15 protein-coding genes are annotated in these 14,909 nt (G+C 29.6%); 7 read left to right on the top strand and 8 right to left on the bottom strand.

Annotated elements, in window-relative coordinates:
* Positions 1-26: 26 nt before the first annotated feature.
* Positions 27-1,355, bottom strand: coding sequence for an aspartyl protease family protein (locus H3Z83_RS10790; protein ID WP_182125505.1), 1,329 nt, complete (start codon positions 1,353-1,355; stop codon positions 27-29).
* 157 nt (positions 1,356-1,512) lie between these two features.
* On the opposite strand from H3Z83_RS10790, the gene H3Z83_RS10785 reads away from it, so the two are divergent.
* Together H3Z83_RS10785 and murB are read left to right on the top strand one after the other, a co-directional pair.
* Positions 1,513-2,703 carry a pyridoxal phosphate-dependent aminotransferase gene (locus H3Z83_RS10785; protein ID WP_182125504.1) on the top strand — a complete coding sequence of 397 codons (1,191 nt, stop codon included), beginning with the start codon at positions 1,513-1,515 and terminating at the stop codon, positions 2,701-2,703.
* Complete coding sequence (murB, locus tag H3Z83_RS10780) at positions 2,704-3,714, top strand: UDP-N-acetylmuramate dehydrogenase (protein ID WP_182125503.1); 1,011 nt, start codon at positions 2,704-2,706, stop codon at positions 3,712-3,714. It abuts the gene before it with no gap.
* Here the strand turns inward: murB and H3Z83_RS10775 are convergent.
* From H3Z83_RS10775 to aqpZ, 5 genes are all read right to left on the bottom strand, one after another.
* Complete coding sequence (locus H3Z83_RS10775) at positions 3,711-4,364, bottom strand: SCO family protein (protein ID WP_182125502.1); 654 nt, start codon at positions 4,362-4,364, stop codon at positions 3,711-3,713. The two genes, murB and H3Z83_RS10775, sit on opposite strands and share 4 nt — an antisense overlap.
* Entirely contained in the window at positions 4,348-4,881 is a 534-nt protein-coding gene (locus tag H3Z83_RS10770) for a toxin-antitoxin system YwqK family antitoxin (RefSeq protein WP_182125501.1), read from the bottom strand. The genes H3Z83_RS10775 and H3Z83_RS10770 overlap by 17 nt, the downstream gene beginning before the upstream one ends.
* Positions 4,882-4,955: 74 nt before the next feature.
* A complete protein-coding gene (locus H3Z83_RS10765; RefSeq protein ID WP_182125500.1) occupies positions 4,956-5,720 on the bottom strand; it encodes a YHYH protein in 765 nt (254 codons plus the stop codon).
* Between the two features lie 5 nt (positions 5,721-5,725).
* Positions 5,726-7,036, bottom strand: a complete 1,311-nt coding sequence (locus H3Z83_RS10760; RefSeq protein WP_182125499.1) for a sulfatase-like hydrolase/transferase — start codon at positions 7,034-7,036, stop codon at positions 5,726-5,728.
* Positions 7,037-7,162: 126 nt separating this feature from the next.
* Positions 7,163-7,849 carry an aquaporin Z gene (gene aqpZ, locus H3Z83_RS10755; RefSeq protein WP_182125498.1) on the bottom strand — a complete coding sequence of 229 codons (687 nt, stop codon included), beginning with the start codon at positions 7,847-7,849 and terminating at the stop codon, positions 7,163-7,165.
* 133 nt (positions 7,850-7,982) lie between these two features.
* On the opposite strand from aqpZ, the gene H3Z83_RS10750 reads away from it, so the two are divergent.
* The 5 genes from H3Z83_RS10750 (at position 7,983) to lipA (ending at position 12,095) form a co-directional block, all read left to right on the top strand.
* Positions 7,983-8,189 (top strand): membrane or secreted protein, encoded by a 207-nt coding sequence (locus tag H3Z83_RS10750; RefSeq protein ID WP_182125497.1) that lies wholly within the window; start codon positions 7,983-7,985, stop codon positions 8,187-8,189.
* A 27-nt stretch (positions 8,190-8,216) separates the two neighbouring features.
* A complete protein-coding gene (locus tag H3Z83_RS10745; protein WP_182125496.1) occupies positions 8,217-9,320 on the top strand; it encodes a glycosyltransferase in 1,104 nt (367 codons plus the stop codon).
* Complete coding sequence (locus H3Z83_RS10740) at positions 9,311-9,874, top strand: RNA polymerase sigma factor (protein ID WP_182125495.1); 564 nt, start codon at positions 9,311-9,313, stop codon at positions 9,872-9,874. Before H3Z83_RS10745 ends, H3Z83_RS10740 begins: the two co-directional genes overlap by 10 nt.
* A gap of 92 nt (positions 9,875-9,966) precedes the next feature.
* On the top strand, positions 9,967-11,187 hold the full coding sequence (locus H3Z83_RS10735) for an NRAMP family divalent metal transporter (protein ID WP_182125494.1): 1,221 nt from the start codon (positions 9,967-9,969) through the stop codon (positions 11,185-11,187).
* A 38-nt stretch (positions 11,188-11,225) separates the two neighbouring features.
* The gene (gene lipA, locus H3Z83_RS10730; RefSeq protein ID WP_182125493.1) at positions 11,226-12,095 is read left to right on the top strand and encodes a lipoyl synthase; all 870 of its coding nucleotides are present in this window, start codon (positions 11,226-11,228) and stop codon (positions 12,093-12,095) included.
* A 325-nt stretch (positions 12,096-12,420) separates the two neighbouring features.
* On the opposite strand, the gene H3Z83_RS10725 is transcribed toward lipA, so the two are convergent.
* Together H3Z83_RS10725 and H3Z83_RS10720 are read right to left on the bottom strand one after the other, a co-directional pair.
* Complete coding sequence (locus H3Z83_RS10725; protein WP_182125492.1) at positions 12,421-13,401, bottom strand: PLP-dependent cysteine synthase family protein; 981 nt, start codon at positions 13,399-13,401, stop codon at positions 12,421-12,423.
* 22 nt (positions 13,402-13,423) lie between these two features.
* Positions 13,424-14,659 carry an ABC transporter permease gene (locus H3Z83_RS10720; protein ID WP_182125491.1) on the bottom strand — a complete coding sequence of 412 codons (1,236 nt, stop codon included), beginning with the start codon at positions 14,657-14,659 and terminating at the stop codon, positions 13,424-13,426.
* Positions 14,660-14,909 lie beyond the last annotated feature (250 nt).

Here is a 14,909-nt window from a genome sequence, read left to right as displayed (position 1 = left end):
ACAAATTAAATTTGTGGCTTTTTTTATTATATTCTTTTTTCTAATCTAAATTCGAACTTCAAATCTGTTACTCCTCTTTTTACTTTCATTCTAATTTTCCTATTAGGTTTCGTTTGAAATAGATTCATAATTTCACTTAAATCATATTCATAAGCAGGCTTACCATTTATACTTTTTATAAAATCTCCTCTTAACATTCCTGCTTTATCTGCAGGTGATCCAGTTACTATATTCTCAACTTTATATTTAGGCTTAAAAATATAATAATAAGTATTAACAAATGAGATTGTATTATTTTTATTTTGATTACTATCATCAAAAAAATTTGTAGTTGCATTTCCTCTAACTAGTTCTTGACCATCATAAACTAAATTTAACCCACTCATATTGTAATAAAAACCTTCTTTTAAAGATGCGTTTTTCTTTAAAGTTATCTTCTTATTAGGATAATCTATCAAAACCTTAAATCGTTTTAAAATATTACCTCCAATACTACCATTTCTTTCTTTAAATTTACGAGCATTAAAAGTTGAAGTAGAATCTAAAAATGATACTGTAGGTTCTTCAATAATATAATTACCTAACGAAACATTCGGTATTTTACTCCTATTTCCATAAATAGTTCCACTAATACCTTCTCCTAAAATATCTTTAAAATGCTTTATAGGTGTTTTTATAACCTCTTTAGTATCTTCAAATAACCACATTGCATCACTCCCACCAGTATCTATTAATAATTTTACAGGAGTTTCTATACTATTAACTGTATCTATTCTAGCTTTAACATCAATATATGGCTTGTTTCTATAAAATTGTAAAGGAAGTGTTACGCATTTTCTACACTTTGATGCTTTATACTTTTGGGGATTATAAAATACAATTCGTTTTGAACTATAGTTTATTCTAACAATTACATCTTTTAATAAATCATAACCTATAATACCATGAATCGTAGTACCCATTTTAGCAGATAGATTAAAAGCATCTCTTAATATAACATACAAATCTTGATTTTGACTAAATATATTTTTAACTCTAAACCTATTCTTTTTTGAAAGTAATGCTTCTATAGGTTCTCCATCACCTAACCCCCTTATAAAAACCTTTTTTACATTATTCAAACCTATACTATCATTTTTCGTAAGATTGAATAAAATTGTTTTATTTACACCTGTATCTAAAATAAAAGACAATTTATGTCCGTTTATTTCTAGAGGAATAACAATTAAATTATTAATTAATTTAAAAGATATTTCTTGCTTATCTTTATTACTTCCAAAAAACTGAAAATTCTTTTGTGAAAAAGAAGAAAGGCAAAAAAAGAATATAACTATATTAAGTAATTGTCTTATCAAAAGGGAATGATTTTAAGTTATATATCAATATACGCAGTTATTTCTATTTTTTATTTTTTTTAATAAATCTTTAACCTTTTATTTTTTATATCTAAGATGTATGTTTATCGAATAAATTTTGCAAATTTGCACATCAAACAACTATAAATTACACACTATGCCTTCTATTTCTCAGAAAGGAAATTCAATGCCTCAATCGCCAATTAGAAAGTTGGTACCTTTTGCTGAGGCTGCTAAAAAAAACGGAACAAAAGTTTTTCATTTAAATATTGGTCAACCAGATATTAAAACTCCTCAAATAGCTTTAGACGCTGTAAAAAATAATGCTATTCAGGTTTTATCATACGCCCGCTCTGAAGGTTCTGAGGAATACAGAACTAAGTTAGCAAATTATTATGCTAAAAACGATATTCATGTAGCTGCCAATAATATTATTGCTACTACTGGTGGTTCTGAAGCTTTATTATTCACTATTGGTAGTATTACAGACCCTGGTGATGAAATTATTATTCCAGAACCTTTTTATGCTAACTACAATGGATTTTCAACTGCATCAGGAGTAAAAGTTGTTCCTGTTATTTCAAAAATTGAAGACAACTTTGCCTTACCTGCTATTGAAGATTTTGAAAAATTAATTACTTCAAAAACAAAAGCAATTTTAATTTGTAACCCTGGAAATCCAACAGGGTATTTATATAGTGAAGCTGAAATTGAAAAATTAAAGCAAGTTGTTTTAAAGCATGATCTATTTTTAATTGCTGATGAAGTATATCGTGAGTTTACTTACGATGGAGAAAAACATAATTCGGTAATGGCTCTTGGTGGATTAGAGCAAAATGCAATTATGATTGATTCAGTTTCTAAACGTTACAGTATGTGCGGTGCTAGAATTGGGTGTATCGTTTCTAAAAATGAAGATTTTATTAATACAGCTATTAAATTTGCTCAAGCACGTTTAAGTCCACCAACTTATGCTTTGTTGGCTAGTGAAGCTGCTTTAGATACTCCGCAAAGTTATTTTGATGAAGTTATTGAAGAATATCAAGAAAGAAGAGATACTTTAATTGCTGAATTACAAAAAATTGATGGTGTAAAAGTAGCAAACCCTAAAGGTGCTTTTTATTGTATCGCTGAACTTCCTGTTAAAAACTCAGATGATTTTGCTCAGTGGATTTTAGAAAAATTTAATCATAATAACGAAACTGTAATGGTTGCTCCTGCTGGCGGATTTTACTCTACTGAAGGTGAAGGAAAAAACCAAGTTCGTATTGCATACGTATTAAACAAAACAGATTTAAAACGTTGTGTAGAAATATTAAAAATTGCTTTAGAAAAATATAATAGTTAATTGAATATTCAAGAAAACATATCTTTAAAAGAATACAACACGTTTGGGATTGATGTAAATGCCAAACGTTTTGTTTCTATTGATTCACTTTACAATTTACAACAACTTTTAAAAAAAGAACAAGACATTTTTTTAATTAGTGGTGGTAGTAATATGTTATTAACTAAAGACATTGAAAAATTAGTTGTTCATATAGATTTAAAGGGAATTTCTATTGATAGAGAAAATCATAATGATATTTATTTAACTGTTAATGCTGGTGAAAATTGGCATGATTTTGTTCTTTGGTGTGTTTCACAAAATTATGGCGGAATTGAAAACTTATCTTTAATTCCTGGAAACGTTGGTACCTGTCCAATACAGAATATTGGCGCTTACGGTGTTGAAGTTAAAGATACTATTACTCGAATAGAAGCTGTTGAAATTGAAACAGGTAAACTTATTGAGTTTTCTAATAAAGAATGTGAATTTGGCTATCGAAACTCAATTTTTAAAAATAAAGCAAAAGGAAAATACATCATTACTTCTGTTAGTTTTCAACTAACGAAAAATGAGCATAACCTTAATACATCATACGGGGCAATTGAAAATGAACTAGCTTCAAAAAATATTGAAAATCCAACTTTAAAAAATATTTCTGACGCTGTAATTGCTATTCGTCAATCTAAATTACCAGACCCGAAAGAAATTGGTAACAGTGGTAGTTTTTTTAAAAACCCTGTAATTTCTAAAACTCATTTTGATAAACTTCAAAAAGAATTCCCTAACATCCCCAGCTATATAATTTCAGAAACGGAAATCAAAGTTCCTGCTGGTTGGCTAATAGAACAAAGCGGATTTAAAGGAAAACGTTTTGGTGAATATGGTGTACACGAAAAACAAGCTCTTGTTTTGGTAAACTATGGAAATGCCAGTGGTAAAGAGATTTATGAGCTAGCAGAAACCATTAAAAAAACAATTAAAGAGAAATTCTCAATTGAGTTAGAAATTGAAGTAAATATAATAATCTAACCTTCTCTTTTCAATATTTCAATATGACGGATTAACCTTTCGGTATCCAAGGCTAAAGTTCCGTTATAAACTCCTCGTATCCTTCCTTTTTTATCTATTAGCACAAAATTTTCTGTATGAATAAACGCATCTTCATCTTGAGTTTTTATAAAGTCTTCATCAGCAAAATATGATTTTCTCGCTAAATCATAGATTTGTTTTTTATCGCCTGTAACTAGATTCCACTTTTTAGAATCAATTCCATTGTCAATTGCATATTGTTTTAATACAGAAACAGAATCTTTTACCGGCATTACTGTATGAGACAACAACATTATATCATCATCTTCTCTATATTTTTCTTGAATTTTATTCATGTTTTTTTCAAGAATTGGGCAAATTCCTGGACAAGTTGTAAAAAAGAAATCTGCTATATAAATCTTATTGTTGTATGTGCTTTTTGTTACTTCTTTACCATCTTGATTAACTAAACTAAAATCAGCAATAGTATGTATACCCTTATAGACTGGTGAATCTTTTTCAATCCACTCGGGTGTGAAAATTGCTGAATTAAAAAAAGGTAACGTATTTATCTCATCTACCTTTTTTCCTTTTTTACAAGAAGAAACAACAAACAAAAAACAAATTAAAACTCTACTTAAATTCTTCATTTTTAATATTTACTGAATAACATTTTTTTAAACCAATTAATCCAAAACGTTGACCGTTTTTTGTTACATAATTAGCTCTTACCTTCCCATTAGGTTGCCACATTTTTTGATTTCCTTCTTCTCTCCCATTTTGGTAATTAAAGCTTTTAAACTCCTGTCCGTTACTGAACCATTCTTTAACACTTCCATTATACTCACCAGAATCATTAAACTGAAATTCAAACATTTTTTGATTGTTTTTGTACCATCCTATGTGTTTTCCAATTTTTAATCCGTTTTTATAAGCTCTCTTAAATTGCTTATTTCCTTCGATATACCAACCATCAAAATACCCTTCTCTTTTTCCATTTAAATACTCTGATTTCGATTTAATCGCCCCATTAGAATAAAATTCTTTAACAATCCCAGAGTATGGTTTGTCTTCATAAAATAAAACTCCATTAACCAAACTAAAATTTAAATCCTTTATATCTTTCTCTTTTAAAGGCATTTTAGTTTCATTAATAAAATTACTCATTCTTACTTCTTGCTTTTGAGTATTACAAGAAATAAAAATGAATAAAATAAAAATATAATAAATTGTTCTCAATACTACCTTGTTACTGTTCCTGCTGTACCATAAAACCCATTACCATTTAAATATGGATCTTCATTTGTTATGTGATAATGGTAAATTCCATTAGGAAAATCTGCTGTTGGAGATACATGACCATGGTATGCATCTAAATCGTCATTCGTAATAGTTTGTCCATTTTCCATAGGACCATATACTGGAAATCCATCAGAAAGTAACCCTAAAAAAGCATCTTCACCAAAAGTATCTGTTAAAAATTTTGGTTTGATATGATAATGATACTGTGTGTTTGCCGGGTGTCCTAAATACTGGTCAAATGAATTGATTTCATTTGTTAACGGAGCTCCACCAGCAGCATATTGATTAAAAAACACAATTCCGTTTCTTGATACACCTATTGGTCCCATTGGTGTAGCAGTTTTATTTGATGCTTCCAAAGGATTTAAAGGTATTTGAAATGTAATATTTTGCTCTCCTATAGAATTTTGGTTTTGATTCCAACTCGGATTTGTACCATTATAAGCTTCATACATTGCATGTCCTACTCCCCAATACGGACTTTTATGGTTAGGTAAATTCGTTGTTTGAATCGTAATAGTATTTCCAGACACTGAATATGTAATTGCATCAATATTGTCAAACTTTGATAATATTGGCGATATATCATAAACTATTTCACTTACATCATCGTCATTATTCATTTCTTCAGAATCATCTGATCCACATGAGTAAACTAAAGCTAATAATCCAAATAATAAAATAGATATTTTTAAGTTTTTCATCTTTATTAATTTTTTAAGTCGTTAAGGGTTTGTTTCAAATTATCTAATTCTTGTTGATCTTCAGCACTTAATGTAGAATCTAACAAATTGTTTACTTCAAAAAAATCATCATTTAAATTATAAAGCGCTTCGCTTCCGTCAGTAAATTTTATATACTTATGTGATTCATTTCTGATTGTAACATCATCATCTCCTATATCTTTTCCTATTTCAGTATAGGCAAAATCCCTATTATTACTATTCGAAGTAGCTGTAAATAATTCTTTAAAACTATTACTATCATGATGTTGTTTAGTTCCCGTTTCAGCAATATCAGCAATGGTTGCAAATAAATCGACCGTATTTAATAAACTATCATCGGTTTGATTCGAGCGTGCTACATTTTTACCTGAAACAATCATAGGAACATTAACTCCTCCTTGATATACTGTTCCTTTTGCTCTCCTGCTTCTATAATCTTGAACTACCTGATTTGGAGTACCATTATCACCAATAAAAATAATTATAGTATTATCTTTTTCTTCTTGAGTCATAGAGCTCAACAAGCGTCCTATTTCAGTATCCATAGCCTCAATCATAGCCATATAATATGGTACAGGGTTAGCATTAATACTTGCATCATCTGTTGGTAAACTTCCTTGAGTATGTAAATTTGTTGGAGGCAAGTGAAATGGGGTATGTGGCGCATTATAAGCCAACCATAAAAACCATGATTTATCTTGTTGAGCTACCCAATCTATTGCTAAATCGGTAAATTTTGTTGTCGTATATTCGTTAGAAGAAGTTGTTGCTCCATTTTGAGTAAAATTCCAATTGGTGTACGCTTGAACTCCTCCGCTCAATAACCCAGCATAATAATCAACTCCCATTTGTGTTGGGTGATTTTCATCTCTAGATAAATGCCATTTTCCTATAACTGCATTGCTATATCCTGCTCCTTTATCATCTAAATATTTTTGCAACGAAGTTTCTGAAGTTGACATAACATCATCTACTTTCATGACATTAGTTCGAAAACCATATTTACCTGTTAAAATACTTCCTCTTGTGGGTGTACAAGTTGGATATGACCATAAGTTTGTAAAACGAACTCCATTATTAATCATATTTTGAAGATTTGGAGTATTTGGTTTTATTGATCCTACATTAAAGCCTGGAGTAGCATCTAACCCCATATCATCTGCAATTATTAATAAGATATTTGGCTTAGAATTTTGAACTGGTGTTGAATCTTCTTCAACTACGGCAGTATCACTTCCACAGGATAAAAAGAATAATGAAATTAATAAAATTAAGGGGATATTCGTTGATCTCATAAAAAAGAGTTTTTATTAAGACCCGCGAAAATTAAAAAGGTTTAAAAAATAGTATACTTTTTTTTATAAAAAAGCAGATTCAATTATTACTGAACCTGCTTTAAACCTCTTATACTAAGACGTAATTTATTCTTTGTCAAATAACGCTTTATGAATAAATCCTGCAACAACTGCTCCAGCTATAGGAGCAACCCAAAACAACCACGATTGTGTTAAATACTCACCTCCTGCAAATAATGCCTGACTCATAGAACGAGCCGGATTTACTGAGGTATTTGTAATTGGAATACTAATTAAATGAATTAATGTTAAACCCAAACCAATAGCGATTGGTGCGAAACCTTTTGGAGCTCTCTCGTTTGTACTTCCTAAAATAATTAACAAAAAGAACATTGTTAGTAAAAACTCTGCTATAAAAGCTGAAGACAAACTATACCCTCCTGGTGATAATTCTCCATATCCATTAGCTGCAAAACCTCCAATCGTTTCGAAACTAGCTTTACCAGAAACTATTATATACAATGCTGATGCTGCTAAAATTGCACCTACTAACTGAGAAATTATATAAGGAATAATTTCTTTTGTTGAAAATTTTCCTCCAGCCCATAATCCTAATGATACAGCTGGGTTAAAATGCCCTCCAGAAATATGTCCTACGGCGTATGCCATAGTTAATACTGCCAAACCAAAAGCTAAGGCAACCCCCATAAATCCAATTCCTAAATCTGGAAAAGCTGCTGCAAAAATTGCGCTACCACAACCGCCAAAAACTAGCCAAAATGTTCCGAATAATTCCGCTAAATATTTTTTCATATTTATAAAGTTTTAATTAATTGATTATTAATTATGACACTTATATTCATAAAAGTCACACCCTTATAAATGTATGATATTTTATTTTAATGAATTTGGAACTTCGTATCTTTGCAGCATAAAATTTATTAAAATGAAGTTAGTTTTTGTTACAATTGGATTATTAGCTTTAGCCTTTGCAGGAATTGCAATTAAAATTTGGGCTAAAAAAGATGGTGAATTTGCAGGTACTTGTGCAAGTCAGAATCCAGTATTGAATGACAGCGGAGAAGCATGTGGGTTTTGTGGTAAAACACCTGACCAATTTGACACTTGCAGCGAGCCTCAACACGACAACTAGCCCCATAAAACTAACCAACCTTTCTTTATGATATTTACTGTACTTTTCTACATTTTTGTAGCAGCTACGGTTATTCAAATAATTTATTACTTCTATTTTTCTGTTTTTGCTTTTGAAAAAAAGAAAACTCAATTAAAAAGCAACGAAATACCTGTTTCTATAATTATTTTAGTTAAAAACGAAGCAGGAAATTTAGCTAATTACATTCAAAATATTCTTCAACAAAATTATTCTAATTTTGAAATTGTTTTAATAAACAATGCTTCTTCTGACACTACTCTAGATATTATTGAAGAGTTACAGAATCAACATTCTAATATAAAATTAGTAAACGTAAAAAACACTGAAGCTTTTTGGGGAAATAAAAAGTACTCATTAACATTAGGTATAAAAGCTGCTTCTCATGAACATTTATTGTTTACAGAAACAAATAGTACCCCTATTTCTAAAAACTGGATTAACGAAATGGCATTTAATTTTTCGAAAGAAAAAACAATTGTTATTGGGTACAAAAAATTAAAATCTAAAAAACATTCTTTTAGCAATTTACTTTTCCGTTTTGATAATATCATAAACACAATTCAATCTTTTTCTTTTACCAAAACTGGTAGTGCGTTTACAGCTAATTCTGGTAATATTGGATATACAAAAAGTGATTTTTTTAAGATTAACGGATTTATAAACCATTTAAATATTTTTATCGGTGAAAGCGATTTATTTCTAAAAGATGCATCAACAAATAAAAATACTGTAACAGCCACTAGCAATGCTAGTTTTGTTGAAAGCTCAGGTATATATTCCTTTAAAAAATGGTTTTCAGAAAAAAGAAAACAATCAATAGTAACATCTTTATATAAATTTAAACATAAATTCTTTTTACGTTTATTTATTATATCCAAGATTTTATTTTATCCTTTAGCTATTTATCTAGCAGTTTTAAATTGGAAAATTATTACTCCTATAATATTTGTTTATTTTCTTATTCAATATATCATTATTGGAAAATCAGCCTATAAATTGCAAGAAAAACAAATACTATTCTTTTTACCAATACTTGATATTTGTTTATTGTTATTACAAATCACTATATTTATATCAACTAGAATTTCTAAACCTACACATTGGAAGTAAATAAAGAAAAAGTACTTAAACACATTCAAAAAGCTAAAAAAGGGAATCAAATATCTTTTAATTTCCTATTAGATACTTTTTGGGGAAGTGTGTATAATTATCAGTTATCAAAAATTAATAATGATAACGATGCTGAAGATATTACGATTAGAACTTTTTCAAAAGCTTTCGATAAAATTGATACGTTCGACGAACAATATCAATTCAAAACATGGTTAATTACCATTTCTAAAAACGTTTATATCGATTTTCTTAGAAAGAAAAAATCTTCTTTACAAATAGAAACGACAAAAGAACAAGAAGAAGCTGCTTTTAAAGTTATTGACAACTCTCCTTCTCCTGAAGATAAAATTATTACAGAACAAAACCTTGCGAAGCTTTTAAGAGATATTAAAAAACTAAAACCAAAGTACCAAGAGGTAATTAATTTACGTTTTTTTCAAGAGCTGAGTTACAAAGAAATTTCTAAAAAAATTGATGAACCAATCAACAATGTTAAAGTTAAATTACTGAGAGCTAAAAAATTATTAGCAGAAATAATAAAAAAATCATAGATTGCCATGCTTTTTAAAAAGCATATTATCAATCAATTATAACATTATTTAAAACAGCCCTCAACACTTTTCTTTAACCCCCTTCCCTTTTCATGAAAAAATCCATTTTAAATTTACTTGGACCAGGACTCTTATTTGCTGGTGCAGCCATTGGCGTTTCTCATTTAGTACAATCTACTAGAGCAGGTGCCGATTTTGGATTTGGTTTACTATGGGCACTTTTAATTGTAAATATTTTTAAATACCCTTTTTTCCAATACGGTCCACGTTATGCTGCGGCTACAGGAGAAACGTTATTAGACGGTTATAGAAAGTTAGGTAAAGGCTTCTTAGTAAGCTACTATATTTTAAATTTCGTAACCATGTTTACCATTCAAGCAGCGGTTACTATAGTTACAGCTGGTTTAGCTGCTAATCTTTTTGGTGTTACTAATAATTTAGTGGTTTGGTCTTTAATCATAATGACAATAAGTATTGTCATTTTACTTATTGGTAAATACAAGCTTCTTGATAATTTAATGAAATACATCATTATTATATTAACAATTAGCACAATCATTGCTGTAAATGTTGCGCTATTTAGCACCAATAAAGGATTTTCTTTTCAACAAATAATTCCTAGTGGTACTGCACAAGTTACTTTTCTGATTGCATTTTTAGGTTGGATGCCAGCCCCATTAGATATTTCTATTTGGCATTCATTATGGTCGGTTGAGAAAAGTAAAAATACTTTTGAAAAAATTAAACCAAAGCATGCCATTTTCGATTTTAATGTTGGCTACATCAGCACTTTATTTTTAGGTGTTTGTTTTGTGATGTTAGGCGCTTTGGTTATGTATAGATCTGGAGAATCTTTTTCAAATAAAGGAACTGTATTTGCCTCACAATTAATTCATTTATACACAAAAAACTTAGGGGAGTTTTCTTATTTATTTATTGGGATTGCTGCATTCACCACTATGTTTAGCACCACTTTAACTACGTTAGATGCTTCTCCAAGAGCAATGACTAAAGCATCGAACCTTATTTTTGATAAGAAAAATAAGTTCAGTTATTGGTTTTGGATGTTACTTTTAGCTTTTGGAACTTTTATAATCTTAAATTACTTTTTATCTGACATGGGTTTCTTAGTTAAAATAGCTACTGTTTTATCATTTTTAACTGCACCTTTTTACGCTATTTTAAATTATATATTAATCACAGGAAAACACACTCCAGAAAAGCATCGCCCAAAATTAGGTTTGCGAATTTTAAGTATAACTGGCATCGTTTTTTTAGTTGGATTTAGTATTTGGTTTTTACTTAGTTTGTAACGCTTTTCTTTGTAAATTTGCTTTTCAATTTTTAGAGAATGACAAACGAAACAGTTACACTTCCTGAAAGACAAAAAAAACCAAAATGGTTACGTGTAAAATTACCTGTAGGTAAAAAATACACGGATCTTAGAGGATTAGTAGATAAGTATAAATTAAATACAATTTGTACTAGTGGAAGTTGCCCAAACATGGGTGAATGTTGGGGGGAAGGTACAGCAACCTTTATGATTTTAGGTAACATTTGTACTAGATCTTGTGGATTTTGCGGTGTAAAAACTGGTAGACCAGAAACTGTTGAATGGGATGAGCCTGAAAAAGTAGCTCGTTCTATAAAATTAATGAGTATTAAACATGCAGTATTAACTTCGGTTGATAGAGATGATTTAAAAGATGGTGGTTCTATTATTTGGGCAGAAACTGTAAATGCTGTTCGTAGAGCAAATCCTAATACTACTTTAGAAACTTTAATTCCTGATTTTCAAGGAAACGAAAAATTAATTGATCGTATTATTGAAGTTGCTCCAGAAGTAGTTTCTCATAATATGGAAACTGTTCGTCGTTTAACTCGTGAAGTTCGTATACAAGCGAAATATGATAGAAGTTTAGGTGTTTTAAAATACTTAAAAGTAAACGGAATGCGTACTAAATCTGGAATTATGCTTGGTTTAGGGGAAACGGAAGAAGAGGTTATCCAAACGATGAAAGATTTACGTGGTGTTGGTTTGGATGTTATTACTATTGGTCAGTACTTACAACCAAGTAAAAAACATTTACCTGTAAAAGAATTTATAACTCCTGATCAGTTTAAAAAATATGAAACTTTAGGCTTAGAAATGGGCTTTATGTATGTAGAAAGCGGCGCTCTAGTCAGATCTTCTTATAAAGCACATAAACATGCTAGTTAAATAATAAATCCTCCTAAATTGGAGGATTTTTTTATGCTATTTTGTTTTTCTCAAAAAAACCACAAATTCCCTACGATTCAAAAATAAAAAACATTCAAAAATTATCAATTCAATAATTTAAAACTTTTAAATGTTAATTAAATGTAAAAATCACATCTTTTTAACAAATAATCACTTAAAAACACATTTTGGCACGAGGTTTGCAAAGAACTAATCGAAGACGACGTAGTAAACCGTTTTCATTGTGTAAATTATTTGAATTAGTTGATTAACAAAAGCCCACTCATATGAGTGGGCTTTTGAATTTTATATGTATAAATGTGATTTATTCGATATATCCCATCTTACGCATCCAATCGTCGTTAAACATTTTCCCAACATATCTACTTCCGTGATCGTGGAATAAAACAACAACTACATCATCTTTAGTAAATTCATCTTTAAGCTGTAATAATCCTTTCATAGCAGCTCCAGCAGAGTTTCCTAAAAACATTCCTTCTTTCTTTGCTAATAACTGCGTGTAAACTGCAGCATCTTTATCAGTTACTTTGGTAAATCCATCAATAATAGAAAAATCTACATTTTCTGGTAAAATATCTTCACCGATACCTTCAGTTACATATGGGTAAATCTCTTTCTCATCAAACTCACCAGTTTCATGGTATTTCTTAAATACTGATCCGTAAGTATCGATTCCCCAAACTTTAATGTTTGGATTTTTTTCTTTTAAGTATTTTCCAACTCCAGAAATTGTTCCTCCAGTACCAACTCCTACTACAAAGTGTGTGATTTTACCTTCAGTTTGCTCCCAAATTTCTGGACCAGTACTTTCGTAATGTGCTTTTGCATTACTTGGATTATCATATTGGTTTACATACCAAGAGTTAGGTGTTTCTTCTCCTAAACGCTTAGAAACAGAATAATAAGAGCGAGGATCTTCTGGCTCAACGTCTGTAGGACATACTACTACTTCTGCTCCAACGGCACGAAGAATATCCATCTTTTCTTTAGATTGCTTATCAGATAAAACAAAAATACATTTGTATCCTTTTACAATCGCTGCTAAAGCCAATCCCATACCTGTATTACCAGAGGTACCTTCTATAATAGTTCCACCAGGTTTTAGACGACCGTCTGCCTCTGCATCTTCAATCATTTTTAAAGCCATTCTATCTTTAGTAGAATTACCTGGATTAAACGTTTCGTATTTAGATAAAACTAAAGCTGGTATTTCTTTAGCTAATTCGTTTATCTTAACTAATGGTGTGTTACCAATAGTTTCTAATATATTTTTTGCGTATTTCATTTTCTAAAATTATGCTGCAAATTTATGCAAATCGAATGGATTTTGAAGGTTGAATTTTAGTGATAATAAAAGACGGAATTATTAACATGATAAAACACAATGCTAAGGTTCCTAAATTTAAGAATACTATCGACCATAAATTAATATCAACTGGTACAGTAGATACATGATATGTTTGTGGATCTAAAGAAATTACTTTAAAATATTTTTGAATGAATAATACAGCTATTCCTATAATATTCCCCCACAAAAGTCCTTTTAAAATTAAATAAGATGCATTGTACAAGAATACTTTTCTAATACTCCAATTAGTACTTCCTAAAGCTTTTAATATCCCTATCATTTGTACTCGTTCTAAAATAAGTACCAATAATGCAGTAACCATATTTATCCCCGCTACTAAAACCATGATACCTATTATAAACCAAACATTATTATCTAAAAGGTTTATCCATTCAAAAATTGCAGGGTTGCTATCAACAATTGTATTACTATTTAAAGTAGTACCAATAGTGCTGTATATCTCGTTTCCTTTTTCTTGAATCTCATCAAAATCATCTAATAAAACTTCGAAACCTCCTATTTGATTATCATCCCAACTATTAATTCGTTGCACCTCTCTAATATCTCCGATGATAATCGACTGATCATATTGCTCTAAACCTGTATTATAAATTCCTACAATAATAGGTTTACGCATTTTGTGTTTTAATCGACTCTTCTCCGAACTAAACAGTGTTTGAATGGTATCATTTAATTTTAAGTTTAATCTATTTGCTATAGATTCAGAAATTATAATTTCTTTATTTCTACCTAAACTAAAGTCTGGCAACCTTCCTTCTTTTAAATATTCTTTAAAGAAAGAAAAATCATAATCAGTAGAAACCCCTTTAAAAATAATTGCTTCAAAATCGGTAGGTGTTCTAATAATTCCACCTACATTGGCATAAATCTGTACATTTTTAATACCATCAATATTTTTAAACTCTGGATAAAATTCTTGGTTTTTATCTATTGGAACAGTTGATACATCCGAGTTATTATTATCGTAATTTATAATCTGAACATGCCCTTTAAATCCGCTCATTTTATCGCGAATCTTATTTTGAAAGCCAGCACCAATTGAAACCGCAATTAACATAATAGCAATACCTAAAACAATCGCAGTAATTGCAATTTTTATTATTGGTGATGATATGCTGTTTTCATACTCTTTCCCAGCAATAATTCTCTTAGCTATAAATAACTCGTAATTCAATATTTATGATTTTGTATAACACCAAAAGTAAGTATTTCTTACTAAACCTTTAATTAAAAAACTTGTTAAAACTACTATTAATAATAAAGAGTAAATTACTGATATTACAATTTCAAATTATATAAGATCAATTGTAAAAACAAATAACATAACTTCATTATTTACCCATTAAACATCACTTTTTAATATTTGACTTTAATGCGCTGTCTTTTTTTATAATCAAACCATATTCTTTTCCTAATTTTGCAAC

Origin of the sequence: Tenacibaculum pelagium (assembly GCF_014062345.1) — a bacterium.
In the GTDB taxonomy this organism is placed as follows: Bacteria; Bacteroidota; Bacteroidia; order Flavobacteriales; family Flavobacteriaceae; genus Polaribacter; species Polaribacter pelagius.
The sequence above is the reverse complement of the archived record's forward strand: the minus strand, read 5'-3'. Positions and strand labels throughout refer to the sequence as shown.